We start from the raw sequence: 26,971 nt of genomic DNA, 5'->3' as shown, positions 1-26,971 counted from the left end.
ATAATTAGAATTTCCAGATAGAGAAACTATAGCAAGCTCTCTATCTGGCTGACCATCTTATCTAGGCTGAATTTGAATAGGACGGTCTGGTGGGCTTGGATGCCAAGTTCTTGCTGTAGGCGACTGTTATCAAATATCTCCTTTATCCTGGCCGCTATTTGTTCTGGTTTTCTGGCTTCCACTACAAATCCGTTCTTACCATCCTCAATCATCTCTTTGGCGGCACCAACGTCGGTGGATATCACTGGTAATTTAGCGGTCATAGCCTCTAGAAGGCTCCAGGAGAAGCCTTCCTTAATAGATACGAGGACGAATACATCAAAGGCGGATAGAAGCTGACTAGCTTCAGTCGGCTGACTAATTATGAACACGCTTTTCTCTAGGCCTTTGGTCTTAATCAGACTTTGGAGTCTCTCATATTCTTGACCCTCGCCGATAATTACAAAAATAGTATCTTCGTCTTTCTTGAAATAATCAGCGGTCTCTACGAAATATTCAAGAGCTTTGACCGGGTAGAGATTGGCTATGGTGCCGACGATTCTTTTAACCTGGAACACCTTGCCCCATTGTCTAGAGATTTTCTCAAATAATTTTAGCCTAGCCTCTTCTTTGGTGAGTAAATTGATTTTGTACGGATCGATGCCATTATGAACCAAGACTAGCTTGTTCCTGGGGCGAATCTTTAGTTTGTGAGCTTGATCGTAGTCAGATTTGCAGTTGACGATTATATAATCTTTCCAGCGGGCGCTAATTCTCTCTAGGATAGCCCACATCTTTTTCTTCCAATTTGGCCAGGGATCATTAAATGTCCATCCGCCAATGCGATAGACAATCTTTAAGTTTTTGATACGCATTGGAAACTTTGCCGCTAGGGCGCCGATAAAGCCAGCCTTGGAACTATTTAAGAATAGAACATCAGGCTTAGTCTCATGAATTAAATTTCTAATCTCAAATATCGCAAGTATATCGTGTCCGATGCTTATATTTCGTTTTAAATGCTTAATCTCGTGAATCGGTAGGCCAATATTCTGAACTGATTTTAGCAGGTTGCCGCCGCCATCGCTTCCCGTGGCCACGGTAATCTCGTATTTTGGGCCAACTCTTAGCTTATTTACTAAATTAAAAATAAAGCGCTGGGCGCCGCCAAACTCTGATTGAGTGATAATGAATAGAATCCTCATTTTATCTAGCTAATTAGGTTGAACTAAGCCCTTATTTATGAGACGATGGTATCATAAAATGGAACCAGAATCAAAGAGAATTTTACTATTTTCCACGGCTTTTAGGCCAATGATCGGAGGCTCAGAAATAGCCATGGAAGAAATCTGCCGAAGGCTTCCTGAGATTAGCTTTGATTTAATTACAGCCCGTTTCTCGAGAGCCAACAAGAAGACCGAACAAGTAGGCAATATTAAAGTCCATAGGCTGGGGCTGGGATTTAAATTCGATAAATATCTCCTCCCGATACTCGGCTTTTTCAAAGCCCGCAGCCTCGCCGGCAATGGCGGTCTTTTCGCTCCGGCAACTGCCGGAAAAGACCGCCATTGCTACGGTGTCTATAGCCGTCTCCACGCATATCAAGCTTCCTACGGCGCGATCGCCGCTTACCTGGTTAAGATCTTCGATCCCAACGTTTCGTTAATCACAACACTTCAAGAAGGGAAAGAGTTGGATAGCCAAGGCGCGCTTCTTAAGATGATGAGAGGCCTAGTCATCAAAAAGTCCGATAAGATAACGGCCATTAGCAACTATCTGGCCGAATTTGCTCGAAAATTAAATAAGAAAGCAACTATAATCGTGATACCCAACGGAGTCGACTCGGACTTATTCAAGAAACTAGATTTTGAGGGGTCAGAGATGAAGTCGAGATTAAATATTCGCGAAGATGAAAGAATAGTCATGACTGTATCGCGATTGGTACCTAAGAACGGCGTCGATGTTTTAATAAAGGCCTTTGCTCGGCTAGATGAGGTTATCGGAAATTTAAAGACTCGGTTGGTGATCATCGGATCTGGGCCAATGGCTGACGAGCTAGAGAGTCTAACCGTAGAGTTGGGCGTGTCTGATAGAATCATCTTCGCCGGGGATATCTACTACGAAGATCTACCGGGTTATTTAAGTATGGCCGATGTATTTGCCAGGCCATCTTATTCGGAAGGGCTAGGTAATGCATTTTTGGAGGCTATGGCTGTGGGTGTGCCAATAATCGGTACTCGTGTCGGTGGAATCGTAGATTTTCTGGAAGATGGAGTCACTGGTCTTTTTTGTGGGGTCGGCGATCACGAAGACTTGGCAAAGAAGATAAAAATGGTTCTGTCTGACGTTGATTTAAGGAGAAGGCTGATTGAGAACGGCAGAGAATTGGCTAAAAATAAATATAGCTGGCAATCAATTTCTGAAAAGTTCCAAGAAATCTATAACTTCATTCCAAATTAATATTTAGAGTTTATTCTTATGGTTCATAATTTGTTTAGGATCTAGGGCTTAGAATTTAGTATTTATGAATCTGTAAAAAAAGTTCTGAGATCTTAATTGTTAGGATTTAGAATTTAGTGCTTAGTATTTACCTTTTATGTTTATAAAAAAGATTAGTATTGTAATTCCGATATATAACGAAGAAAAGACCATAGAGAAGGTTATCTCTACCGTGGAGAAGGTCGATTTACCATATTCGAAAGAGGTAATTTTAGTTGATGACGGTTCGAAAGATAGAACGCGGGAGATTCTAAGAAAATATCAATCTAGACACCAAGTTATTTTCATGGCTGAGAATCGAGGCAAGGGCGCCGCCATTCGAGAAGGATTTAAAGGGGCAACTGGCGACATCGTTATAATTCAAGATGCAGATCTCGAATATGATCCGAATCAATATGCAACTATTATCCAGCCTATCGTAGATGGCCACGCTGACGTAGTCTATGGGTCTCGATTTGTCACTGTACATCCTCGCAGGATACTGTATTTCTGGCACTATGCGGCAAATAAATACTTAACATATCTTTCGAACATACTCACTAATCTGAATTTGTCAGATATGGAAACTGGGTATAAAGTCTTCACTGGGAAGGCTATAAAGGAGATATTACCGTGTTTGACCGCCGAAAGGTTCGGTATAGAGCCGGAGATAACCGCGCAGATATCCAAACATAAGCTTAGAATTTACGAGGTTGGCATTTCTTATCATGGCAGGACCTACGGCGACGGTAAGAAGATTACATGGAAAGACGGCCTTGCCGCCATTTGGCACATAATCAGGTATAATCTATTTGTCCAGAAGTAGAATAAATTCAAAATTACTCTTTTGACTGAAAAATCAAAAATCCTAATCTGTACTGGCATTTTCCCTCCCGACATCGGTGGGCCAGCTTCATATGCGAAAACCTTGGGAAAGAAGCTCACTGAGAATGGTCACCAAGTGATCGTTTTAACATATACCAATAAATGGAAAGTCAAAGAAGATGATAGTCTGCCATTTAAGATAGTTCGTGTTTGGAGAAGGCCCCCCAAAGTTATCAAATATCTGTCGTATTATCTTAAGGCCAGAAGATTGGCTAAGAAGGCCGATCTAGTCCTAGCGCTCAATTCCATAAGCGCTGGTTACTGGGCCTTTAAGGCGGCCAAATCTTATAAGAAGAAATTTATCGTCAAAATCGTGGGTGACAGTGCCTGGGAGAAGGCGATCAACACCGGAAAGACTTATTTGATGGTGAACGATTTCCAGAAAGAACCAAAACGCGGCAAGATTGGACTGCTTCATAAGATTCAGAAAAAAATATGCGAGAACGCGAATGCCGTAATCGTGCCGTCCGAATATCTTTCCGGTGTCGTTAAGGGCTGGGGCGTATATGGCGAAAAGATAAGAGTCGTATATAACGGAACCGATTTTAAGCCATTGGATATCGCCAGAGAAGAAGCTCGGAAGAAAATAGGAATAGCTGGCAACGTGATCGTTTCTATCGGAAGACTGGTTCCGTGGAAGGGTTTTAAAATGTTGATCAAGATTATGCCCAAACTTTTCGAAGTTGGACAATTCTTCAGGTTGGTTATTATTGGCGATGGTCCCGAGAAAAAAGTTCTCGAAAGTATGGTTAAGAACATGGGCCTGGATCGAAAAGTTTTTGTGGTTGGTGCCAAGACCAAGGATGAGCTAGCTCTATATCTCGCCGCTTCTGATGTTTTTGTGCTCAATACCGGCTACGAAGGTTTCTCCCATCAGATATTGGAGGTTATGGCAGCCGGAGTTCCGGTGATTACCACTGCCGTTGGTGGCAACAAAGAGATAATCAACCAGGGCGAGAATGGTTTTATGGTCAGGTATAATGATGAATTTAATTTGATTGAAGCCATCAAGACTCTACACAATATGCCCGAGCTTAAGGAGAAATTTATCGAAGAGGGTAAAAAGACCGTTGCAGAATTCAGCCTAGAAAGGATGTATGGAGAAACTGTCACTTTGATAGAAGAAGTTTTACTGCCTAATAAATTTACTAATTTAAAATAGATTGGCTCGCTTACTAATGATTTCCGGTGTTGGTGCGTCTGCATTGGCCGAAGGGAAGCGCGGCGCTTTTTATAATACTCTTGAGGAATTCCATAAACACTGGGATCGTATCGACATCATCTGCCCAAGAGTCCGGAATGATCGCGGTCTTTTGGCTCCGGCAGCTGCCGGAAAAGGCGCCCTTCGTTATGAGAATAAATTCTTCGGCAACGTTTTCATTCATCCCTCACCCTGGCCCAAAATCCTCCAGCCATTCTGGATTTATTTTGAAGGTCTAAAAATTTTAAGCGCTAATGGCGGTCTTTTAGGCGGCAAAGACCGCCATTGGGAATTAGAAAATCAAAATTGGGTCATGACCGTCCACGAGTATCCGCCATTCTATAATGGCCTCGGAGCAAGAATGCTCTGGAATAAGATCAAAGTTCCATATGTTCTTGAAATAATGCACATACCTGGTTACCCTAGGACTTCTGATCTTAGAGAATTCTTTTATAAATTTTTGACCAGAATTTTTATATCTATCGATTCTTCCAAGGCTAAAGCGATTAGAGTAATCAATAAAAACGAAGTGCCCGGTTTCTTGAAAAAGGCAGGAGTATCGGAGAGTAAGATCAAATATATTCCAGCTTTTTATATTGACTTAGACATTTTTAAGCTCATGAATTTAGAGAAAAAGTACGATCTAATTTTTGTTGGACGCCTAGAGAAAAACAAGGGATTAGACATATTACTAGAGATAGCCAAAAAATCCAATCTCAAGATCTTAATCGTCGGCAACGGCGCCCTTCATAATTATTTAAAATTAGAAATTCAAAATTCAAAATTGAATGACCGTGTCATTCTTTATGGTTGGGCCAAAGATTCCGCCGAGGTTGCCAAACTTATAAATGAATCTCGCGCGCTAATAATGTTATCCTACAATGAAGGCGGCCCCAGAGTTATCTTAGAAGCCCTAGCTTGCGGTATTCCGGTCATAGCTACGCTAGTAGGGATAGTCCCGGACGTTTTGAATTCTAATAACGGGCGGATTATCGACTGGTCATCAGACCAAGCTATAAAAGCCTTCAAAGAAGCGAAAGATATCAAAGTTGAAACCGACTTATCGAGATTTGATAAGACCGTGGCCATCAAAAATTATGCCGATAATATAAAATCTCTAATTTAAATGAAGCTTCTAATTATTACTCAGAAAGTAGATGAGAACGATCAGCTCCTAGGCTTTTTTATTGGTTGGCTGAATGAATTTTCTAAGCATTTTGAGGCTGTAAGCATATTATGCCTAGAAAAGAGAGCTTATAGTCTGCCAAGCAATGTTAAGGTATTTTCCCTCGGTAAAGATAGAGGGGAGGGCAAGGTCGTCCAGCTCTTTAATTTTTATAAACACATCATGACCCTAGATTATGATTCTGTTTTTGTTCACATGAATCCGATCTGGATGGTATTGGGCGGATTGATCTGGAGAATGAAAGGCAAAAAATCTTCTCTCTGGTATGCTCATGGCCGCGTCAGTTCAAAGTTGAGGTTAGCGAATGTTTTTACCGACATAGCTTTTACTTCGACAGATGAAGGTTATCGCATCGAGACTAGCAAAAAAAGAATTGTTGGCCAGGGCATAAACACAACTATTTTTAATTCTAATCCAGCCGACAAGAAAGAAAGACGTAATATCGTTTCGATCGGTAGGATATCACCATCTAAAGACTATGAGACTCTGATAAGGGCTATACTTGTCATTAAAGAAACCAGAATTGATCTCTTTAATACGATCAAAGTAAGGATCGTCGGTGCCCCGGCTACTAGCCCTGATGAAGAGTATCTCGTTCGTCTGAAGTCTATGGTCAAAGATAATGGCTTGGAGTCTAAAATTTCTTTTACTGGTGCTGCGGCTAATAATGCCTTGTCGGCTATTCTCGGAGCTTCAGGCCTGTTCGTTAATATGAGTCACACCGGGAGCCTCGATAAGGCCATCTTGGAAGCCATGTCTTGCGGCGTGCCCGTGCTTACTTGCAATGAAGCTTTGCGAGATGTATTGGGTGACCTGAGCCCTAGTCTTATGTATGAGAAGAATGATCATGCGGGTCTAGCAGAGAGAATAAAATATATATTTGGCCTTTCCGAACAAGAAGTCGAAGTCGTTGGTAACAAATTGAGAGAAATAGTAGTCGGAGAGCATGATCTAGTTGGCCTTGTGAGCCGAGTTTCTAAGATTATAAAGAACCAAAACGACGTGGGGGATTACTACGATAGAAAGATCAAAATAGATTTTGGTGGCGACTACGAGAGGCATCGTTGGTTCAAGAGTGAGATAGCTAGGGCTGGGTACAATATGACGCTAGAAGAAGTTCAGAAATTTAGCAAAACGGTTAAGTTCAATAATTACCTAGAGATTGGACCTGGCCCGGGTACGTGGACCAGGTTATTTGTAGATAAAAATCCTGCGGCCAAATTCGATCTGGTTGATATCTCTTCCGAGATGTTGGAATTGGCAAGAAAAAATCTCATCGGTAGGGGTGATATAGGTTTCGTAAATACAGATTTCATTAAATTTGAGCCTGCTAAAAAATATGACTTGTTCTTTTCTTCACGTGCTTTGGAGTATATCTCGGATAAAGATATTGCCGTAGGGAAAATATCAGACCTAATCGTGTCCGGAGGCAGGGGCATGATAATTACTAAATTCCCTCAGTACTGGCGTTACAGGTTAGCGAATAGGGAGATACCAGAATTCCATATCAAGCAGATACATCCAGATAGGCTGGCTAAGCTACTCAAAAGTAGGGGCCTATCGATAGAAAGCATTCGCCCGGTGACCATGGGTTTCCCATTCTTCAAATCTCCGCGCATGAATCGCTTAATCAAAAGGCTTATAGGAAGGGGTTCTTTGGATGGCATTAATAGCTTATTCGTCGAGTCTTACTCGATTATATTTTCAAAGCCATGATCGTAGAACTATTTGGGTTGCCAGCCTCTGGCAAAACTACAACTGCTCGTAAACTTGAATCTTCTTTTGGATTTAAGATCGTTAAAATAAACAATAAACTAGAATTGTTTTTGTATAATCTTGCGTTTGCCTTTTTGCACCCGGTAATATTCTCTTATCTATTTTTAAAGCTCGTTTTAAATTCAGAGCTATTCAGGTATAAGCTGATAAACATATTCTTGTACGGGAATGCCAAGTATCAAAAAGCGAAAAAATATAAAAATGCGATTATAGACCAGGGCTTACTGCAGAATCTATTATCTACACCCGACGACATTTTGATGTATTCCAGTATGAAGGAAATGGCCAGTAAGCTGTTCTTAGTCGATAAAGTAATTATCATGGATGTATCAATCGAGGATTCCATAGAAAGATCTAAGGATAGGGGCTATTGGGCCAGGGATAGATTCGGAACAGAGTATCTGAGACGATGGCAAAGTTGTTTGGCCGAAAACTATGCCCTAGCCAGAAGAGCTTTAGCCTCTTCGTCTGAGCATGTTTATTTGCATACTCAGACGGTCGGCCTTGATAAGGAGCTGAGTCCCGAGCTGATTAAATTTATCCAGCCGAGTAAGCGAATAATATATATCACAAATGTCGAGCTGCCAACGGTAAAGGCGAGGGGAGTCCAAATCATGAAGTCTTGTGAGGCTTTTGCTAGGACTGGAGTCCAGATTGAGTTAGTTATCCCTTGGCACGTGGCCAGGATAAAAGAAGATCCGTTCTCTTATTATAAAGTAGAAAGAAATTTTGAGATCAAAAGGTTGCCTAGTATTGATTTGTTTTTTATCAAGGTGATCCCTAGAAAGCTGGCGTATTATGTCAGATCATTAAGCTTTGTCGCGTCTAGTTGGCTTTATGTAATTAAACATGCGGGCGGTGGGGCTACTTTTTATTCCCGTGATTACGCGATCCTCTTGCTGTTATCCATTATGGGCTTGAAGCCAATCGCCGAAATTCACGATTACCGATCCAAGAGATCAAAGGCTTTCATCGGATTAATATTGAAAAATGCTAGGAGGATTATAGTCAACTCTGAGGGAACGTTGGAGCTACTCAGGCAGCATTATAAGCTCAACCTAGATAAAGTGTTAGTGGCTCCGAATGGAGTAGATCTGGATTATTTTAATATAAAACTGACCAAAGATGAGGCTAGGCGTAGTCTTGGTATCGATTCTAATGATATTATATTTGGATATGTTGGTAGCCTAGAAGCGGTTGGGAATGATAAGGGCGTCGGGGATTTAATAGAAGCCTTTAACAAGATAAGTTTGAGTATGGCTAGATTACTTATCGTGGGGGGTCCAGATAATCTAGTAAATAAATATAAGTCCATGGTTCGCTCGGACAACATAGAATTTGCAGGCCATGTAGAATATGGCAAAATACCGACTTATCTTAGGGCCATAGATGTTGTCGTAATTCCACTTCCCAACAATGCTCACGGGAAGACAACCTCTCCGATAAAGGTTTATGAATTTATGGCTGCAGGGAAAGCCATTGTCGCTTCTAATATAGATACTTTAAAGTCTGCGTTGTCGGAAAGTGGAGCCGTGTTTTATGAGGTTGGCAACGTAGAGGATCTCAGAGATACTGTATTGCATTTGGCCAGAGACGAAGAGCTCAGGCATGATTTAGAGGCGAATGTATTAAAAAATTTAAAAGATATATCCTGGGATGGTAGGGCGACTAAAATAATAAATCATATAGAGCACAATGAAATCTCTAAATAAGTTTCTGACTAGAAAAATAACACGTGTTGAGTTGGAAAAATTTATATCAGAGAATAGCTCGGATAGATTAACGCTAGACCTAGGATGTTCGAACTCTCCTTATTCTCATTATTTCAAGAATAGGATCGGTCTGGACGTAAATAAAGGTAGGGGGGTCGATGTCGTGGCGGATGCTCATGATTTGCCTTTTGAAGATGGTAAGTTTGATATAATTTTATGCACAGAGGTCCTTGAGCATCTGCATTCTCCGCATGTGGCTATATCTGAGATGAAGAGGGTGCTTAAAGTTGGAGGCAAGCTCATACTCACAACTAGGTTTATTTTTCCGATTCACGATGCTCCTGGAGATTACTTTAGATATACCAAATATGGACTGAGATATCTTTTTAAAGATTGGAATGTAATCAGCTTGGTGGAAGAGGTGGGAACGAAGGATGCGTTTGCCGTTTTACTGCAAAGAATTGGTTTTCAAACGGATTTACTCGGTGGCATGGCGACAAAGATCATGGTATTTGCTCTGGCTAGACTCATAAATGCAATGCCATCTTTAATAAGAGATGAGTTTGGCGATATAAGAAAGCAATCTAGAGAAAACAATATTCTAACAAGTGGCTATTATCTAGTTGCCAATAAAAAATAATATGAACATTTGTTATTTTGGAGATTTTAATCCTCGGTATATCAGGAATAGCGTCATCGTAGAGGGCCTTAGGGCTAATGGCTTAGAGGTCTCACTTTGCAATTTCTCAACGAAAAATCGTTTTTTGAAATTTATTAAATTAACCCAAGCATACTTAAATAGTCACAGAAAATCAGATTTTATTATTGTCGGCTCTTCAGATACGTCTAGATGGCTAGTATTGTTAATCAAGGCGATATCAAGTAAGCCCATTTTTTGGGATGCGCATTATTCTATATATGATACCTATGTGAATGATAGAAATTTGATAGGCAGAAAGAGCTTAAAGGCTGCGTATTATTGGTTCATTGATTGGATGGGATGCTATCTAGCTGATTACATCTTATTAGACACAAACGCCCATATAGAATATTTCTGCGATCTGTTCAGCGCAGACAAAAATAAATTTATCAGAGTGTTGGTGGGCGCAGACAAGAATCTTCTTGTATCGATGGCAAGGAGCGGACGCATAATGAAAAAAGACAAAAATATTTTTCTTGTAAATTTTCATGGCAGATACATCCCCCTTCAGGGGGTAGAGAATGTGGTCCTGGCAGCTAAGAAACTCGAGACCTATCAGGATATTAAATTCAATTTAATCGGTAGTGGACAGACATACAAAGAAGTGCGGCGCCTATCTTCTAGCCTGGATATTAAAAATATAAATTTTATAGATAGGGTTTCTTACGAAGATGTGGCCAAGTATATAGATATTTGCGATATCTCTCTCGGAATATTTGGCGGTTCGGAGAAAGCTAAAAGAGTTATCCCCAATAAATTATACGAAGCGATCGCGCTAGATAGGCCAGTCATTACAGAGGACTCTTTGGCGATAAGAGAAGTATTCGAGAACGATAAGAATATTATTTTGTGTCAGCGAGAGAGTGCCGATGATTTAGCCAAAAAAATTCTATTAATAAAGCAAAATCCTGATCTATATAAAACAATAGTTGCGAATGCTAAAGAATTATTTGATAAAAAATTAATGCCGGAATTCGTGGTCGGCGATCTGATAAATAAAATAAAATATGAAAAATAAAATATTAATTTCCGGAGGTAGCGGTCGTCTTGGTAAATATTTAAAATCCTTAGATGGTAAGATATGCGCGCCCACGCATAGGGAGATGGACATCTCAAAGCCTGAATCCGTCTCTAGGGCGATCGAGAAACACAGACCAAGCGTTTTTATTCATTGTGCAGCGTTGACGGGCCCAATGCAGTGTAATAATGAACCAATTTTGGCAATGCTTGTAAATGTGGTGGGTACCTTTAACGTCGCACGCGAGTGCGCTAAAAACGGTATAAAGCTGATTTACATATCGACAGACTACGTGTATAAAGGAGATAGAGGTGGCTATATTGAGGAAGATGAATTGCTGCCGCAAAATATATATGCTTGGTCTAAGCTGGGCGGAGAATGCGTGGTGCGGGCCTACGACAATTCTTTAATAGTAAGAACATCCTTTTCTCCCGATGTTTTTCCCTACGATAGGGCATTTATCGATCAATATACATCAAGAGATAGCTTGAAGATCATAGCTCCACATATTCTAAAACTAGCTAAAATAAGCGGAGCGTTGGGGGTTATCAATGTTGGAACAAAGAGGAAAACCGTAAAACAGCTCGCAAAGATGCTTGGGAAAAAAGATGTCAAGAATATTACGAGAAGAGAGGCGATGTTTTTCGTGCCAAGGGACACATCGATGAATACGAAAAAATTAAAGGAAATTTTAAAAAGTATCTAATCTATGAAAATATTAATTGCTGGTGGCGCTGGATACATCGGGACAAGGCTCTCGAACTATTTAGCGGACAAAGGGCATAAGGTGACGGTTTTAGATCTCTTCTGGTTCGGAGATTTTTTGGACAAGAAGGTAGAAAAAATTAAGGGAGACATTTTCTCCTTGAAAGAAGAGCGCGTAAGAGGCTTCGACGCCGTTGTTTTTTTAGCTGGCTTATCTAACGATCCAATGGCCGAATTTTCTCCGTCTTTAAATTTTATTTACAATGGTTCTAGCCCAAGCTACCTGGCCTATATCGCGAAAAGAGCAGGAGTACCCAGATTTATATATGCAAGTTCTTGTTCAATATATGGTAATAGCGTAGATAAAATTAATACCGAGAATTCAGAAACTATAAGCATCTATCCGTATGGTATTTCGAAGTGGCAGGGGGAGTTCGCTGTCAGAAAATTTTCCGATAGCAAGTTTGACGTTGTATGCTTTAGACAGGGCACCTTATCTGGTTTTAGTCCTAGAATGAGGTTTGATCTAATGGTCAATACGATGTATATGCGGGCGCAGACTGTTGGAAAAATAACCGTTGATAATCCAAATATCTGGAGGCCACTACTGTCGATGTCCGATGCCATTAGTGCCTATGTATTCGCGATAGAATCCAGGAAAAATATTTCCGGTGTATACAATCTTAGCTCTGGTAATTTTAAAGTTGGAGAGGTCGCGAAGCGAGTCCAAAGTTATTTTTTAGATCATCATAACAAGAAGATCGCCATTGAATGGAACAAGAAAAAGAGTTTTAGAAATTACAGAGTTTCAACTCAAAAAATAAAGAAAAAGTTCGGCTTTAATTTCAGCGGATCAATAGAGGAAATTCTGGGAGACTTAAATAAAAATATTAAGCCCGGAATAAGCTATGGGGATGACCGATTTTATAATATAAAAGTCTTTAACAAGATTATGTCTAAAGGAATAAAATTATAAAATGACCATAGAAAAAACGGAAATAGCCGACATTCTTATCGTGACCCCTGAAGTGATGGGAGATGAGCGAGGTTTTTTTGTCGAGGTTTATAAGAAAAGCCTATTTAAAGAGCTGGGGATTGGGGAGGATTTCGTCCAAGACAATCATTCAAGGTCGGCTAGGAATGTTCTAAGAGGACTTCACTTTCAGTGGGAGCCGCCGATGGGGAAGCTCATGCGAGTCACCGTGGGAAGTGCTTTTCTTGTCGCAGTAGATATAAGAAAGGACTCGCCCACCGTCGGTAAGTGGATTGGGGTAGAGGCAAGTGCTGAAAACAGAAAACAGGTTTACGCTCCGGCCGGATTTGCTAGGGGGTTTTGCGTTTTGAGTGACGTGGCGGAAGTTCAGTATAAGTGCACGGGAGAATACAACAAGAATGCTGAATCGGGGATTCTTTGGAATGATCCTGCCATAGGTATTAAATGGCCGATAGAGACGCCAATACTTTCCGAAAAAGACGCCAAGGCTCAGACATTAGCTAGCTGGTTGGACAGGCCGGAGGCTAAATTGTTTTAGTTTTAATATGAAAATTAATATTTTAGTTCCACATTTAAAACTTGCGGGGGGAGTGAGTGTTTCGATGACCTTTGCGGATGAACTATCTAAAAGGGGACATGATGTAATCGTCGCCGTCGAAAGTGGGAGCCCGACTCGATATATAAGAAATCTATTTAATAGTCATCCTCTTTTATCAAAAACTAGTAGAGTTAGAATAACTAGGGTCAAAAATTTTTCTGATCTTCGTGATGCGGATGTTTTTTTCGCAGATTCATGGAAAGTTGCCCAGAAATTGCAAGCTATTAGCACTCACGGCGTAAAGTTTCAATATATACAGCATGACGAAAGGATGTACCATGGAGATCCAGCTATCGTGGACAAGGTCTATCGGCTTCCTTTCAAAAAATTCGTGAATGGAACCTGGCTGTATGAAATATTCAAAAATGAGTTTAACCAAGAGACTGAAGTTCTCTTTAACGCAGTCGATTGCGACCTTTTCAATCCTAGGAAGAGAGATAGACGGCCGGATGATACTACTATACGAGTTCTTATGCTCCATCATGATTACAAATGGAAGAGAACCAAGGAGGGTGTCGCCATAGTAAGAAACTTGCAAAAAAAATATCCGAACGTGCGGTTAATCCTTTATGGAACAAGAATTAAGAATATCAATGAATCTTGTGACGAGTATCACTACGATGTCGTTGGTGAAAAGTTAGCTCGCCTTTTTGCCAACTCTGATATATATCTGGGCTGTTCCATCGATGATAGTCGCCCCATCGCTCATCGGTGGGCGATGGCAGCTTGTGCGGCACTCGCTATCTATGATAACGTGAGTGTTGGTGACTATGTGCATGATCGAGAGACGGCTCTCATCGCGAAGAAGGGCGATGCCGAAGACTTATCGAACAAATTAGAAGAATTAATAGCATATCCCAATCTGAGAAGAAAAATAGCAAATAACGCTCTGATTCACGTGCGAAATCTACCGACCTGGCAAGAGTTGACCGATAAATTGGAGAACGTCTTTAGGGAGTCGGTTCGTAATAAATAGAAAATAATTTTGGTCGTCGGAGAGAAAGGATTCGTTGACTTTTCGTTGTCGAGAAAAGACTACGCGACATTAAAGAGAATATCACATCCAATAATGCCTAAAGTTTCCGTTATCATTCCAACCCATAATCGGCCGGCGATGCTCAAGCGAGCGGTTAATTCCGTGCTGGTCCAAACATACCAAGACTTTGAGATTATTATTGTTGACGACGGTGTGCATGAACGAGCTCGCGATGTGGCTAAATCATTTAGTGACAATCGTATTAGATACATACCCCACGAGCAAGAGTGTGGTGCGCCAGCCGCGCGCAATACCGGCATCAAGAACTCAGCCGGCGAATTCATAGCTTTTCTAGACGATGACGATGAGTGGCTGCCTCTGAAACTTGAACTGCAAGTAAGAGCTTTGACTGAAAATCCAGAAGCTGGTTTGTGTTTCTGTGGTTTTGAGGCGGTTGGCGAGAATGATAAGCGCTTGTATCTCAATAAATACAGCAGAGAAGGATTGATTGAGCCATATCTAGACGTTTTAAACAAGTCATTTGCATGGACCAGCTCTATTTTAGCCAGAAAGAATGTTTTGGATAGAGGATTTTTATTTGACGAGAAATTACTCAAAAATCAGGAATGGGACTTAACCTTACGCATGGCTAAGGCGAAGGTTAAATTCTATTCCATCAACCAGGTCTTGCTAAAGTTACATGTTCACGGCAATCAGCTTGGCGGGCCGAGTAATTTACCGAATAGAATCTTGGGCCTGCATGTGTTTATCCAAAAGCACGACATTGATTATCGGAAACACCCGCGCCAGCTCTCTCGCCGCTATTCAGAGCTTGCCCTTTTGTATAAAGACAACAAGCAGCGAATAAAATCGCTGGAATACTTTGCCAAAGCATTCTTCACTTATCCAAGAGTCGAATATGTCCGCGGATTTATCTCTATGCTGGGCGGCGTATTTTTGAAGAGAATACTTAAAAAGATGTACCTAAAAACAATATTGGCCAGGTATGTCGAAAGAAATAAGGTAATCGCATCATTACAAAGGATAATCAACTCATTGTATGGAGATACGAAAACGATGAGAGATATGGTGAATATTGTCCAAACCAAAGACTTCATGAAGAAGAAATTTTCTTTCGGTCATGCAGGTGATTTTGAAGTTATGATGCTTTATGTGTTGATTCGACTCATGAGGCCGGAGGTAATTATAGAAACTGGAGTAGCGAGCGGCCGCTCGAGCTGGGCGATTTTGCAAGCATTGAATGAAAACAAAAAAGGAAAGTTATACTCGATAGACTTCCCACAATACTTTAAGGGGGACTCTCCAGAAATGTTCGTCGCAGATACTGGCCGCCCGGAGTTTAAGGGGTTCGTGCCAGAGGGGGAGATGCCTGGTTGGCTTGTACCTCAAGAATTAAGAAGTCGATGGGAATTGATTTTGGGTAAGTCCAGAGAGAAACTACCAGAGCTTCTTAGTAAGCTTGGTTCCGTTAACATTTTTTATCACGATAGCGATCATAGTTATCAAAATATGACATTTGAATATGTGGCAGTTTGGCCGCATGTATCACGTGGTGGATTTTTATTATCTGACGATATTAAACACAATAATGCCTTTATGGACTTTATAAATAAAAACGAGATAAGGGACTATCACACTTCTTTTGGATTTGGCCTTATGCGTAAAACTTAGATGGTAATGAACATGTCGGAACAACAAGTTCAGGAAAATATTAATAAAATCTGGAAGGAAAAATGGGAGATGGCGCGTGGATTAAGCTTGCGAGAAATTTTTAGCAGTCGTATTTTCCCTGAAGCATTCCCAGTTATTAAAAAATATATCCCGAGCAAATTTAATAATTTGCTTGATGTCGGTTGTGGAACGGGGAAATATGGCTTAAGGTTGGCTCAAGATTTCTCGAAAAGTTCTATTACAATTTCGGACATCCTGGACGAAGCCCTTTCGATCCCTCGAAGACTTGCGGTGGAAGCGGGAATCGAGAATGTATCGTTTCAGAAAGATGACATCTTGGCGAGCGCTTTCCCCAATGATCATTTTGATGTCGTCTTCTCGGATTTGGTGATTCAACATCTTCACGACTATCGGAAAGCGATCCAAGAGATACGAAGAATCACTAAGCCTGGTGGGAGGATAGTGATTGCGGTGGTCAATTTTTGGAATTTTCATACTTTATACAAGCGGTTTCTTACGCTGACAGGTAGAAAATATGTATATGGATACGAAAAATCATTTTCAAGACAGGAGCTAAAAGAAGTAATGGAAAAAGAGAACATAAGAATTATCGCCACCGATGGGTTTTATGTGGGCTATGGGATATTCAGATTGAGAAACCATCATCAGTTTTTTAGCCTATTAGGTCGCGTAGTCAATAGGATTTCTAAAATTTTAGATAAATATACTAATCGATTTTTCTCAAGAAATTTTGGATTTGAGATAGTGATTGTGGGTCAAAAATAGTTTAAATATCGACTTATCATGATTCCAGCTCATAATCATCAGAGATACCGCCAACCCAAGGCGAGTTTGCCGACAATCACCATGTCTAAAATATTATTTTTTTTCCATAGATGCGTACGAGGAATCGCCAATAGAGTTTTAGATAAATCTTTAGTAAATGCCAGGCATTTTTCGAATGAAATGCTTCGGGAATACGCTCCTGTTCTTGATGGTAGCGTTATCAATGTTTCTGGCTGGGATGACCGAGACAAGGAAGGTGGTTATTATCGGGAATATCTTACCAGGAAGCTTAGCTACGCCGTGCCTAACGCTCCGTCAAAGCAAAAGGGATTCGGTTCTATGGTGGATTCTGGAGTCGAAGAGCTGGGGCTAGATTTAATGCTTCCTCTCAGAAATGAACTTGTGGGGGGAGATTCGATGTTGTTTTCAACCATACTACTCTCGAACATGTACTTGATTTCCAGACAGCTTTTAAGAATCTATGCGAGTTAAGCAGTGGCGTGGTTGTGTTGGTCGTTCCAGTTATTCAGAACATACACATAAAATCGAGCTATGGCGATTATCTCAGGCCGACCACGCTTGCTATAATATTGTTTCGCTATTGCCGTGAAGAATCTTGAAAGATATCAAGACAGAGTAGATGAGTATGCCGATTTCCAAATGGGTAGGTTCTTTTACGGGAATGGTCTGAAGAAAGAAGACCTATATATTTTATTAAAAGATTGACGCGTCTAAATTTACGAAGATTTACGGTGTAGCATTAAAAGAATAGTATGACACTTTTTGTTCGAATTTGGAAAAAACTTTTTGGGGTTTGGGAAACAGCCGAAACTATGGGCCAACAGGTGGCTCGTGGTGGTTTGATTTTGTTTTTCGAAAGAACTCTAATGAAAGGTTCCCAGTTCGTTAGGACAATAATCGTAGCGCGTTTGATTTTCCCACACGACATCGGTCTTTTTGCCTTGGCTTCTCTAGGGCTTAGTACTGTTAGCGTATTTGTTCAGCTTGGGATAAATTCGGCGATAATACAGGAGAAAAAGGATGTTAGAAAATATTTGGATAATGCCTGGACGGCGAATGTTATAAGAGGGATATTTTTGGCTGTGGTTATGTTCTTTAGCGCTAATCTATTCGGAAGATTTTTTGACAATGATGCCATCGTCATGATGATAAGAGTGTTGGGTCTTCTGGCCTTGATGGAGGGGCTTGAGAATATAGGCATAGTAATCCTCCAGAAAGAATTGGCCCTAAACCGACAGTTTTTCTATGACGTTTTTGGTAATTTGATTCAGATAGGTGCGGTAATTTTGGCGGCTCTAATATCTAAAAACGCTTGGGCGATGGTTATTGGTGCTGTTATCGGCAGGCTGGCCTACTTGATTCTCTCCTACTTGTGTCATCCGTATAGGCCGCGGTTAAATTTCGATTTTGGAGGGTCCTGGCATTTATTTAAATTCGGCAGATGGATAGCCCTAGGCGGTATAGTCTCCTTTTTCGCCACAAGAGGAGACTCTCTCGCGATAGGAAAATTATTGTCAGTAGATCAGCTAGCTTTTTATCAAATGGCATTCGCGTTAGGTACCTTGCCAGCCGTTGAATTCGTTAAAACTCTAGGTGCTATATTTTTTCCTCTTTATGCCAAGATGCAAGAAGACAAGGATAGGATGCGTCTTGCTTTTACGAGGATCGCTAGGATGATCTCGGCGATCATAATTCCAGCTTCTGTAGGCATGTTTGTTTTAGCGCCAGATATCGTCAGGTACGTGTATGGGTCGCGTTGGCTCTCAATGGTGCCGGTTCTGTACGTGGCTATTTTATTTGGGTTACTAAAATCATTTGAATTTTTAGTTGGGCCGGTCTTTTTGGGAGTGGGCAAGCCCTATGTTTCCATAATTACCATGGCTTTCCAAGCTGTAGTTCTGTTTGCAGTTATCTCGCCACTAACGAGGATGTATGGAATAACTGGTACCGCCATCGCCGCCTTACTAGGATTATTTGCGGCGCAGTTAGTATATGCCTACAGGCTGGTACGGGAAATAAAAATTAATCCTTTTTCGATTATCGGCCAATCGATGCTACCATTACTTGGAAGCGCTATCATGTGTCTTGTTCTGACGAGTCTCAGATCATTTAAGTCGATTGATAGTTTCGTAGTTCTAATATCTTATATCTTCGCGGGGGTGATCGTTTATGTGATTGCTATTTTATTATTGGATAAGCTTGTTGGCGGTAAATTTAAAGAATCGTACGTATGGATAAAGATAAACATATAGACCAGGATGAGGTTAATGAGGTTTGGCGAAGGGAGTGGCAAGATTATTTCAGTAGCGGTAGAAATCTTCATAAGATTTTCCGTCAGAGGTTGTTCGTTGAGGGATATCCCAGGCTCGACTAGCCGAACTCGCCACGGATGTGATTATATGGAGTTGCCGGTATGACCTGAGCTGCGGTAATTGGATTTGTCCTTGGATTAGCTTTATTTTATAGAGATTGTCTGCTGTAGTATAAATAAATTTCCCGATAAACTGGTTAAGATGATATTTAGGGTGCCTCAGGCTCATTGTTCAATATATGACTGATAGCATTGAGCGCTATTTTGAAGCGAGTCGAGGCTCAACCATTAATCGTGACTCTTATACCATTCGAGAATTTCTAAATAAAATGAAAGACCCCCATGATTAGATTAAAGAACCTTTCCTCGACGCGATATTTGGCCCATCGGGTCATTAACCATTTTCTTGCCGATTCGATGAATGGTAAGGTCTTTGGAACCGTTGTCGACGTGGGCGCGGGCAGTTCCCCATATCGCAAATTTATCGTTTGCGATAGATACGTCTATCTTGATATAGAAAACCGTACTGGCAGGCCAGAAATTATTATTTCCGATTTAAACCAAAAAATTATGCTTAAGGATGGATTCGCGGATTGCGTTGTATGCACCGAAGTCCTCGAACATATTAAAAAACCTCAAAATGCGGTTAATGAAGTTTATCGAATATTAAAGCCAGGTGGAATGTTAGTGCTGACCACGCCGATGGTTTGGCCGCTTCATGAAGCGCCCAATGATTTTTATCGATATACCCAATATGGCTTGGAAGGTTTACTCAAGGAAGCGGGATTCTCGGATATTTCAATACGACCTAGCAACGGATATATTTACTCGTTGATCCAGCTGTCTGTAATCAATCTTCGGAATCCATTTTGGAAACCATTGGTTCTCGTCTTTAATATTTGTGCGATTTTATTTGAAAGATACGATCGTAATTTTGAGATGTCAATTGTCAACCAAGTTGTGGCTATAAAATAAATAAGATACGCATGCGCGCTATCTAGATATGTGGACAATCCTCCATGATTTAAGTATGATATTGGCACATGAAGAATCAGCCCATGGCCGAGAAAGACGAATTCGCTTTTGATTTTAGTGAAAGATGCTATCCCGGCGTAAGTCCAAAAAGAGTTAGCGAAGATCATGTTCAGGCTTATATATTTGTTAAACGGTTTGCTGCGGATAAAATTATTCTAGATATTGCCTGCGGAGAAGGATATGGTTCTAACATGCTAAAAAACGCAGGAGCACGAAAAGTTTTCAGCATAGATAACAATCCCGATATTGTTAAGCATGCATCTCGGACGTACCCTGGAGTTTCTTTTTCGGTAGCCGATGCCACGAGCACTAATTTCCCAGACGAGAGTTTTGACATGGTTGTCTGTCTGGCCGCCTGGCATCACCTAGATGGTTACGCCGAATTTCCGAAAGAAGTTTCTAGGATATTGAAGCCGTCGGGGCTACTCATCTTCTCTGTTCCAAATGAGAAAATAATCTATCGTAACCCCTTTCACAAACATTTTTTGACTAAATTCTATCGTGTCGATTTTACAAAAGAAAAGGCAGAAAAATTATTGGATCCCTTTTTTGTTATAGAGGGCTGGTATGGCCAGCGATTCGTAAAAAAGTATTATGCTAATCGACTAGTGAGACTTTTTCTCCATTTAGGCTCATTCATGAGTTCGTATATAGCATCTAGGGTGCATTCAGCTTTTGTATTGGCTGATGGACCGATAGTCAGGCCACTTTTAAGTGATAATGCTAGATATATGCTTGCAATCTGTAGGAATAAAAATAAAACTATCTCCTAATGTTTTTGCATTAACTGAGCGATGAATAAAAAATTAAAAATAGCTTTTTTTATTGGTACTTTTCCAGTTATATCTGAGTCATGGCTTGTTGAACAAATTACGGACCTTATCGATATGGGAGTAGAAATTGATATCTTCGCTTTCAATAAGGGGAAAGCATCGGCCATCTCAGATAAGGTAAAAAAATATGGGCTTATGGGTCGGACTATATACCTGGAATTTCCTGAAAACAAATTTCATAGAATTGCTTTGGCTACTCTTGCGTTTGCAAGGTGTATTTATTATTCGCCCATTACCCTTTTTCGGTCGCTGAATTATAAGGAATACGGCAAATCGGTCCTTACCTTTAAATATTTACTCTGGGCGGCGCCATTGCTAGGCAAGATTGATAGGTACGATGTAGTGCATTGTCATTTCGGGATGATCGCCAACAGATATCTTATTCTCAGAGATATTCTCAATATACGTCAGAATTTTATAGTTACTTTTTACGGGCAAGATTCTAGTAAATATATCCAGTCCAAGGGTCTTCATGTCTACGATAAATTAAAAAAGGAAGCATCGATGATTCTCGTAATGACCGAAGAGATGAGAGATCGCTTCGTCGGCTTAGGTTTTCCGCCGGAGAAGCTGGTAGTTCACTATACTGGTATTATTCCTCAAAACTATAATTTTAACGAGAAAAGTTATCGTTTTGGCGAGAAGTTCAAAATTATATTTGTTGGTAGATTCGTTGAGAAAAAGGGGATCGAAGATTTATTGAGGGCCACGCGGGTTATTGTAGAAGAATATCCGAATGTAGAATTACACGTAGTCGGCGACGGAGATGCTATTTACAAGAAGAATATTAAAGAACTTGCTAAGCGGCTGGGTGTAGCGAATTTTATAAAATTCGAGGGCATGCTTACGCATCAGAATACCTTGGAGCTTTTTTATGGCATGCACTTAATGGTTCAGCCGAGTAAGAAGGCCCCTAACGGAGATACGGACGATTTACCGTTTGTATTATTGGAAGGGCAAGCAAGCGGATTGCCAGTGGTTAGCACGGATCACGTAGGTATTCCCGATGGAATAGATAATGGGAAGACGGGATTTATCGTCAAGGAGGGCGACTTTCGTGCTGTGGCCGAAAAGGTTAAAGCTTTTATTGAGAATCCAGGGTTATTAAAAGAATTCAGCCTTAATGCCCGAATTTTCGTGGTTGAGAAGTTCGATTTACACAAAATCAATAAACGTTTAGTATCTTTATATAAAGAACTAATCATAGATAAGCATGCCTAAGAAGATGATATTTTTTGGAGAACCAGATATGGGAAGCGATGAGCGTCGCGCTATTGAGGCCGTGCTTCGCTCTAATTGGATCGGCTTTGGTAATGAAAGCATAAAATTCGAGAGAGAGTTAGTCGATTATCTTGGCGTAAAAGATGGGGCTCTATTAAATTCGTGTACAGCTGCTCTACATTTGGCGTTGATTCTCAATGGGGTTATGCCTAGTGACGAAATTATCACTACGCCATTAACATTCGCAGCTACTGCCAATGTTGTCCTGTATATGGGAGCGAAACCAGTTTTTGTGGATATTAAGGCCGATACTCTTAATATAGATGAAGATAAAATCGAGAAAGCTATTACTCCCAAAACCAAGGGCATTATCGTTGTTCATTTCGGCGGTTTGCCGTGTAATATGCGGGCTATTAATAGAATCGCACGTAAGCATAATATATTTGTTGTCGAAGACGCCGCTCATGCTATTGGAGCTAGAATCGGGAATAGAATGGTTGGAGATTCGTCCAATATCACATGTTTTAGCTTCTATGCTAACAAAAATCTTACAACTGCCGACGGAGGATTCTTGGCATCAAACGATAGTTCGAAGATCAAACGCGCAAAGATACTACGGTTACATGGGCTGAGTAATGATGCTTGGGATCGTTTTAGGAAAAGAGATATTTTAATTAATGAAGTGGTGGAGTTAGGTTATAAATACAATATTAATGATATAGTTTCTGCTATGGGAAGGGTCCAGCTGAGGAGGCTTGAGAAGAGTCTATCTATTCGTGAGAGATATGCGCGTCTGTATGATGCCGTGTTTTCTAAAATTGAGGGAGTTAGTTTGCAAAGCAAGTTTCAGGATGGGTATCGGCACTCTTTGCATCTATACACCTTGGTTCTAGATCCTGAAAGATTTAAAGTTGGCAGAGATGAAATAGTGCGGGCGCTACGTGATAATGGGATATTTGCCGTTGTTCATTATAAACCAATCCATTTGCATAAGTTGTATAGAGAAAAATTTGGCTATGAGCTCGGGAACTTTCTATGTGCCGAAAGGGTTGGTAGCAATATTTTAACCCTTCCTCTTCTACCGCAGATGAGTCAACGGCAGGCCCAGAATATAGCTTCGGTTACTCGCGAGATACTTCAGGGATATGCCAAGCGGAGTCTATAATTCTCGAATGACTATGGAGGGATTACTGCGTTATATTGGGAGTAGATTCTTCAAGAATGTAATTACTCTCCAGGTGGGGAGTGTTTTGGGTACCTTGCTTCAGGCGGTAGCCGGGATATTTATCGCTCGGCTGCTACAGCCAGAACTTTTTGGCGTCTACGCTTTGGCGTTTAGCTTGGCCTCGCTGGCCGGTATTTTCATGGCCACGGGCGTGGGAGATGGGATTACAAGTATCGTGGCCGGAGCCTATGCTCGAAGAGATCGAGATACTATCGCTGAAGCGCTGGGCTTCTTGCTTAAGATCGCCTCGATCATCGGGATCGTGGTGGCGATTGGGTTGGTTCTCCTGCCGATCATTTCTAATCTCTTGTACCATAGATACGATATCGGTTTATTCGCCGCAATAGTTGTCTTGGCTTCGATTATCTCTAATCTCCTTTTCTCTGTATCTCAGGTGGCGTTTCAGGCAGAGAGGAAAATAGCTACGGCAACTATCTTTATCTTTATTGATCTATTTGTACGTTGGGGGCTATCCCTTTTGTTAGTATTCTCTGGGTACAAGATATTGGGAGCGGCCATCGGGCATCTCATTGGGTCTTTAATCGTTTTTATCATAATTGGACTTTCATGGAACCGACTTTTATCTGTCGATAGTTTTATCCCTTCGCTGGGTCAGATTTTTCGTAAGGCCATCTCTGTTAGTTGGAGAAAGTTTATCAGGTATAGTTTCTGGGTGGCACTTGATAGAAATATGGCAACCCTGTTTTCTTTCTTGCCGATTTCATTAGCTGGTATATATTTTGTTTCTAGCGACGTTGCATTCTACAAGATACCTTTCGGTTTCGCTAACTTAGCGTTGAGTCTTCTGGGCCCAATCTCAACAATGTTGAATATAGAATTCCCAAGACTTCGAGAAGAGAGCCTCGAGAAGATGAGGTCAAGTTTTTTGAGAGTCACCTTTTACTCAGTTATCTTCTCTGCATTCCTGGTGATCTGTGCGGCTGTTATCTCTCCGATAGCTTTCAAGATTCTATATGGCGAGAGCTTTATGCCTAGCGTCCAGTATGCTTATGGTTTTATTATATATGGAATATTCAATGGCCTTGGCGTTGGGCTGGGCCCAATGTGGCGAGCGATTAATAAGGTCAAGGTGTCGATTTTAATAAATACCATCGTGCTAGCGATCGGAATACCCGCAGGATTATATTCTTTGAAGCATTATGGAATTTGGGGCGGAGTTTGGATGGTTACTACTTGGTTCGCTGTGTCTCACGTAGCCTCATTTATATATTTGTATAAAAAGTTAAAATCAGGCAAAATTTAGAGCATGCTAAAAGAATCTATCTTACTTAAAATACTAAAAGTCGGGGTATACGCTGTGGCCTTGGTGCCATTGATCATTTTTTCGCAATTCTTGTCACCATTTCACTTTGGCAAGGTAATTGTTTTTAGAAGCATAGTCGAGCTGATGTTCGTTTTTTATGTGATGCTGGTTCTGCTGGATAGGGCATATCTGCCGAAGTTCAATAAATTGGTTTGGAGTTTTTTGGCTTTTACATTGGCTTTTACATTGGCCACGATTACCAGCTCTCAAGTGGCTCAAAGTTTCTGGGGGGCGCTAGAAAGAATGGGTGGCTTATGGACTTTTTGGCACTATTTCGTATTCTTTATAATTTTAATATCTACATTTAAAAGAAAAGAAGAGTGGTTATCTTTATTTAAGTTCATGGCTATTGTTGGTGTGCTGTCGGCTCTGTATGGCTTTGGTCAAAAGACCAATTCAAGCTTTTTTGTGGGCGGGCAAGGCAGAACCAGAATATTCGGGACTATCGGCAATGCGGCGCTATTCGCTGGCTATCAATTATTTATAGTCTTCATGTCCTTGGCCCTATTTTTTAGAAAAGCTATCTCGGATAAGGAAAGATGGATCTATGGTTTAGCGGCGGTAATCTGTGCTATTGCAGTTATGATGACAGCGGTTAGAGGTTCAATCCTTGCCCTTGGCGGTGGCGTGTTGGTTTACACCTCTCTCTATCTTTGGATTACTAGGTCTAGGCTTGCTAAGCGAGCCCTTGTAGGCCTGGTTACCCTATTCGTAGTATTTATTATCTTAGCCGGAGTTCTTAGGGGTACTGGTGCAATTAATTCTGGTTATTTTGAGAGAATAACCAACTTCTCGCCGACTAACTTTACTGTTCAGACTAGAATCTGGGCTTGGACAGCCGGATTTGAAGGCTGGAAAGAAAGTCCGAAGACTATGCTCGTGGGTTGGGGACCGGAGAATTTCAATATCCCATTCTCGAAATATTTTAACCCCAAATTCTATACTGGCCCCGGCGCAGAAACCTTATTTGATCGCGCTCACAATATGTTCGTAGAGGTCCTGGTCACTATGGGTCTGATAGGATTTGCAGCTTACCTATTCATGTTTTTTGCAACTCTTAAATCTCTTCGGGATGTTATTAAGAGGAGAGATGAATATCTCCATATCGCCATTGGCTTAGTTGCCTTAATTGTGGCCTATATAATCCATAATGCTTTCATATTTGATACTTCGGCTAACTTTATTACCTTTTTCTTCTTGCTGGGATTCGTTTACTTTATGTCTGACGTTGACGAGTCTGGTAGTCGGCAAGCAATCAAAGGCGATGGCTCAGGAAGGCCACTCGTCAAGAAATGGCTAGTTGGTCCCATCGGAACTGTTTTGTTTATCGTGATGCTGTTCGTTATATTCAAGACCAATATTCCTTCGGTCTCGGCTAATTATGCCACTACTAGGGCTATGATTATAGCTTCGGATACTAATTTCAAGAATACTGTTGAGCAATATAAAAAGGCAATGTCATATAATGTCCCAATTGAATATGAGATAAGGAATAAATTCGCTCAGTATGTCCTAGAATTCATGGTAGCCAACCCCAATGATCCATTAGTCGGCGATGCCCTTAAGCTGGCAGTTAGTGAAGAAGAAAAGAATGCCGATAATTTCCCCGTCGATTATTTGCCTAAACTTTACTTGTCTAGGCTTCACGTAATGCTTGGTCGAGGTGATCCGAGCTCGCCACACAATGACGAGGCTCTTAAATATTCGCTAGAGGCGCTGGAGTTGGCGCCTAAATTTGTTAGAACGTATTATGAGGTTGCCCAGGGATACTTGAATAAAAAAGACAACGTTAATGCTGTGAGATATTTCGAAGAAGCGGTTAAGTTGAATCCAGAGGTGGGCATATCATATTGGTACCTGGGAATGGTTAAATATGACATGGGGTTCACGGATGAGGGGGCTAGATTGGTCTGGGAAGGGATTACCAGAGGATTCTCTCCGGGGGAGCTTGATTATGCGAAATTAAGCCAAATATATTTGAGAGAGTCTAACTATGCCAGCTTAGCGTATGCCTATGAGGGGATAATCAAAATAAATGAAATAAAAGAGAAGAGAGATTTAATATCTGAGGCTAATTATCATGCAACTCTGGCAGCCGTATATCAGAAGATGGGTAATATCGATGAAGCTGTCGCCCAAGCTCACTTAGCCGCTCAATACAATCCTGAGCTTTTATCCGCGGCGCAAAGCTTTGTCAGGGGGATGGGCAGGCAATGGTAGGTCATCAGAAGCAACTTTTAATTTTGAATTCTGAGCATTGAGAAAGAGCCCGACTCGCCTAGGCGAGTCGGGCTCTTTCAAATTCCGAGCACATTATT

Annotated in this window: 23 protein-coding genes; 22 read left to right on the top strand and 1 reads right to left on the bottom strand. The window is 41.0% G+C overall.

From position 1 onward, the window contains the following. Window positions 1–26: 26 nt before the first annotated feature. Window positions 27–1,181 carry a hypothetical protein gene (locus DEG18_03480; GenBank protein HBX58644.1) on the bottom strand — a complete coding sequence of 385 codons (1,155 nt, stop codon included), beginning with the start codon at window positions 1,179–1,181 and terminating at the stop codon, window positions 27–29. 37 nt (window positions 1,182–1,218) lie between these two features. Here DEG18_03480 and DEG18_03475 point away from each other — a divergent pair, with 37 nt between their 5' ends. The 22 genes from DEG18_03475 to DEG18_03370 all read left to right on the top strand — a co-directional run bounded on the left by DEG18_03475 (window position 1,219) and on the right by DEG18_03370 (window position 26,873). Beyond that, window positions 1,219–2,436 carry a hypothetical protein gene (locus tag DEG18_03475; protein ID HBX58643.1) on the top strand — a complete coding sequence of 406 codons (1,218 nt, stop codon included), beginning with the start codon at window positions 1,219–1,221 and terminating at the stop codon, window positions 2,434–2,436. Between the two features lie 136 nt (window positions 2,437–2,572). Continuing rightward, on the top strand, window positions 2,573–3,280 hold the full coding sequence (locus DEG18_03470) for a glycosyl transferase (protein ID HBX58642.1): 708 nt from the start codon (window positions 2,573–2,575) through the stop codon (window positions 3,278–3,280). 21 nt (window positions 3,281–3,301) lie between these two features. Next, a complete protein-coding gene (locus tag DEG18_03465) occupies window positions 3,302–4,501 on the top strand; it encodes a hypothetical protein (protein ID HBX58641.1) in 1,200 nt (399 codons plus the stop codon). A 16-nt stretch (window positions 4,502–4,517) separates the two neighbouring features. Continuing rightward, window positions 4,518–5,666, top strand: coding sequence for a hypothetical protein (locus DEG18_03460; GenBank protein HBX58640.1), 1,149 nt, complete (start codon window positions 4,518–4,520; stop codon window positions 5,664–5,666). Beyond that, a complete protein-coding gene (locus DEG18_03455; protein ID HBX58639.1) occupies window positions 5,667–7,442 on the top strand; it encodes a hypothetical protein in 1,776 nt (591 codons plus the stop codon). Further along, the gene (locus DEG18_03450) at window positions 7,439–9,214 is read left to right on the top strand and encodes a hypothetical protein (GenBank protein ID HBX58638.1); all 1,776 of its coding nucleotides are present in this window, start codon (window positions 7,439–7,441) and stop codon (window positions 9,212–9,214) included. The genes DEG18_03455 and DEG18_03450 overlap by 4 nt, the downstream gene beginning before the upstream one ends. Next, window positions 9,198–9,854: a hypothetical protein gene (locus DEG18_03445; protein ID HBX58637.1), complete on the top strand. Its 657-nt coding sequence runs from the start codon at window positions 9,198–9,200 to the stop codon at window positions 9,852–9,854. The genes DEG18_03450 and DEG18_03445 overlap by 17 nt, the downstream gene beginning before the upstream one ends. 1 nt (window position 9,855) lies before the next feature. Next, the gene (locus tag DEG18_03440) at window positions 9,856–10,932 is read left to right on the top strand and encodes a hypothetical protein (GenBank protein ID HBX58636.1); all 1,077 of its coding nucleotides are present in this window, start codon (window positions 9,856–9,858) and stop codon (window positions 10,930–10,932) included. Further along, window positions 10,922–11,638 carry an NAD(P)-dependent oxidoreductase gene (locus tag DEG18_03435; GenBank protein HBX58635.1) on the top strand — a complete coding sequence of 239 codons (717 nt, stop codon included), beginning with the start codon at window positions 10,922–10,924 and terminating at the stop codon, window positions 11,636–11,638. Before DEG18_03440 ends, DEG18_03435 begins: the two co-directional genes overlap by 11 nt. A gap of 3 nt (window positions 11,639–11,641) precedes the next feature. Beyond that, entirely contained in the window at window positions 11,642–12,613 is a 972-nt protein-coding gene (locus DEG18_03430) for a hypothetical protein (GenBank protein HBX58634.1), read from the top strand. A 1-nt stretch (window position 12,614) separates the two neighbouring features. Next, entirely contained in the window at window positions 12,615–13,169 is a 555-nt protein-coding gene (rfbC, locus tag DEG18_03425; protein HBX58633.1) for a dTDP-4-dehydrorhamnose 3,5-epimerase, read from the top strand. Between the two features lie 7 nt (window positions 13,170–13,176). Continuing rightward, complete coding sequence (locus tag DEG18_03420) at window positions 13,177–14,205, top strand: hypothetical protein (protein ID HBX58632.1); 1,029 nt, start codon at window positions 13,177–13,179, stop codon at window positions 14,203–14,205. Between the two features lie 9 nt (window positions 14,206–14,214). Continuing rightward, window positions 14,215–15,897: a hypothetical protein gene (locus tag DEG18_03415; protein HBX58631.1), complete on the top strand. Its 1,683-nt coding sequence runs from the start codon at window positions 14,215–14,217 to the stop codon at window positions 15,895–15,897. Next, window positions 15,898–16,683, top strand: coding sequence for a hypothetical protein (locus tag DEG18_03410; protein ID HBX58630.1), 786 nt, complete (start codon window positions 15,898–15,900; stop codon window positions 16,681–16,683). It abuts the gene before it with no gap. Window positions 16,684–16,701: 18 nt separating this feature from the next. Further along, on the top strand, window positions 16,702–17,175 hold the full coding sequence (locus tag DEG18_03405) for a hypothetical protein (GenBank protein HBX58629.1): 474 nt from the start codon (window positions 16,702–16,704) through the stop codon (window positions 17,173–17,175). Between the two features lie 281 nt (window positions 17,176–17,456). Further along, window positions 17,457–18,956 carry a hypothetical protein gene (locus tag DEG18_03400; GenBank protein HBX58628.1) on the top strand — a complete coding sequence of 500 codons (1,500 nt, stop codon included), beginning with the start codon at window positions 17,457–17,459 and terminating at the stop codon, window positions 18,954–18,956. A 401-nt stretch (window positions 18,957–19,357) separates the two neighbouring features. Continuing rightward, window positions 19,358–19,990, top strand: a complete 633-nt coding sequence (locus tag DEG18_03395; protein HBX58627.1) for a hypothetical protein — start codon at window positions 19,358–19,360, stop codon at window positions 19,988–19,990. A gap of 68 nt (window positions 19,991–20,058) precedes the next feature. Next, entirely contained in the window at window positions 20,059–20,823 is a 765-nt protein-coding gene (locus DEG18_03390; protein HBX58626.1) for a hypothetical protein, read from the top strand. A 21-nt stretch (window positions 20,824–20,844) separates the two neighbouring features. Beyond that, the gene (locus tag DEG18_03385; GenBank protein ID HBX58625.1) at window positions 20,845–22,104 is read left to right on the top strand and encodes a hypothetical protein; all 1,260 of its coding nucleotides are present in this window, start codon (window positions 20,845–20,847) and stop codon (window positions 22,102–22,104) included. Next, complete coding sequence (locus tag DEG18_03380) at window positions 22,097–23,269, top strand: UDP-4-amino-4,6-dideoxy-N-acetyl-beta-L-altrosamine transaminase (GenBank protein HBX58624.1); 1,173 nt, start codon at window positions 22,097–22,099, stop codon at window positions 23,267–23,269. The genes DEG18_03385 and DEG18_03380 overlap by 8 nt, the downstream gene beginning before the upstream one ends. Continuing rightward, complete coding sequence (locus DEG18_03375) at window positions 23,250–24,593, top strand: hypothetical protein (GenBank protein ID HBX58623.1); 1,344 nt, start codon at window positions 23,250–23,252, stop codon at window positions 24,591–24,593. The genes DEG18_03380 and DEG18_03375 overlap by 20 nt, the downstream gene beginning before the upstream one ends. A 3-nt stretch (window positions 24,594–24,596) precedes the next feature. Continuing rightward, window positions 24,597–26,873, top strand: a complete 2,277-nt coding sequence (locus DEG18_03370; protein HBX58622.1) for a hypothetical protein — start codon at window positions 24,597–24,599, stop codon at window positions 26,871–26,873. Window positions 26,874–26,971 lie beyond the last annotated feature (98 nt).

This window comes from Candidatus Yanofskybacteria bacterium (assembly GCA_003514055.1).
Lineage (GTDB): Bacteria > Patescibacteriota > Minisyncoccia > 2-02-FULL-40-12 > GWA2-44-9 > UBA12115.
The sequence above is the reverse complement of the archived record's forward strand: the minus strand, read 5'-3'. Positions and strand labels throughout refer to the sequence as shown.

Coding starts and splice junctions, on each gene's coding strand:
- DEG18_03435 (HBX58635.1), top strand. CDS start 10,922: ATGAAAAATAAAATATTAATTTCCGGAGGTAGCGGTCGTCTTGGTAAA.
- DEG18_03440 (HBX58636.1), top strand. CDS start 9,856: ATGAACATTTGTTATTTTGGAGATTTTAATCCTCGGTATATCAGGAAT.
- DEG18_03385 (HBX58625.1), top strand. CDS start 20,845: ATGAATAAAAAATTAAAAATAGCTTTTTTTATTGGTACTTTTCCAGTT.
- DEG18_03450 (HBX58638.1), top strand. CDS start 7,439: ATGATCGTAGAACTATTTGGGTTGCCAGCCTCTGGCAAAACTACAACT.
- DEG18_03480 (HBX58644.1), bottom strand. CDS start 1,181: ATGAGGATTCTATTCATTATCACTCAATCAGAGTTTGGCGGCGCCCAG.
- DEG18_03400 (HBX58628.1), top strand. CDS start 17,457: ATGACACTTTTTGTTCGAATTTGGAAAAAACTTTTTGGGGTTTGGGAA.
- DEG18_03405 (HBX58629.1), top strand. CDS start 16,702: ATGATTCCAGCTCATAATCATCAGAGATACCGCCAACCCAAGGCGAGT.
- DEG18_03390 (HBX58626.1), top strand. CDS start 20,059: ATGAAGAATCAGCCCATGGCCGAGAAAGACGAATTCGCTTTTGATTTT.
- DEG18_03410 (HBX58630.1), top strand. CDS start 15,898: ATGGTAATGAACATGTCGGAACAACAAGTTCAGGAAAATATTAATAAA.
- DEG18_03470 (HBX58642.1), top strand. CDS start 2,573: ATGTTTATAAAAAAGATTAGTATTGTAATTCCGATATATAACGAAGAA.
- DEG18_03370 (HBX58622.1), top strand. CDS start 24,597: ATGCTAAAAGAATCTATCTTACTTAAAATACTAAAAGTCGGGGTATAC.
- DEG18_03380 (HBX58624.1), top strand. CDS start 22,097: ATGCCTAAGAAGATGATATTTTTTGGAGAACCAGATATGGGAAGCGAT.
- DEG18_03460 (HBX58640.1), top strand. CDS start 4,518: ATGATTTCCGGTGTTGGTGCGTCTGCATTGGCCGAAGGGAAGCGCGGC.
- DEG18_03455 (HBX58639.1), top strand. CDS start 5,667: ATGAAGCTTCTAATTATTACTCAGAAAGTAGATGAGAACGATCAGCTC.
- DEG18_03375 (HBX58623.1), top strand. CDS start 23,250: ATGCCAAGCGGAGTCTATAATTCTCGAATGACTATGGAGGGATTACTG.
- DEG18_03475 (HBX58643.1), top strand. CDS start 1,219: ATGAGACGATGGTATCATAAAATGGAACCAGAATCAAAGAGAATTTTA.
- rfbC (HBX58633.1), top strand. CDS start 12,615: ATGACCATAGAAAAAACGGAAATAGCCGACATTCTTATCGTGACCCCT.
- DEG18_03420 (HBX58632.1), top strand. CDS start 13,177: ATGAAAATTAATATTTTAGTTCCACATTTAAAACTTGCGGGGGGAGTG.
- DEG18_03445 (HBX58637.1), top strand. CDS start 9,198: ATGAAATCTCTAAATAAGTTTCTGACTAGAAAAATAACACGTGTTGAG.
- DEG18_03395 (HBX58627.1), top strand. CDS start 19,358: ATGATTAGATTAAAGAACCTTTCCTCGACGCGATATTTGGCCCATCGG.
- DEG18_03430 (HBX58634.1), top strand. CDS start 11,642: ATGAAAATATTAATTGCTGGTGGCGCTGGATACATCGGGACAAGGCTC.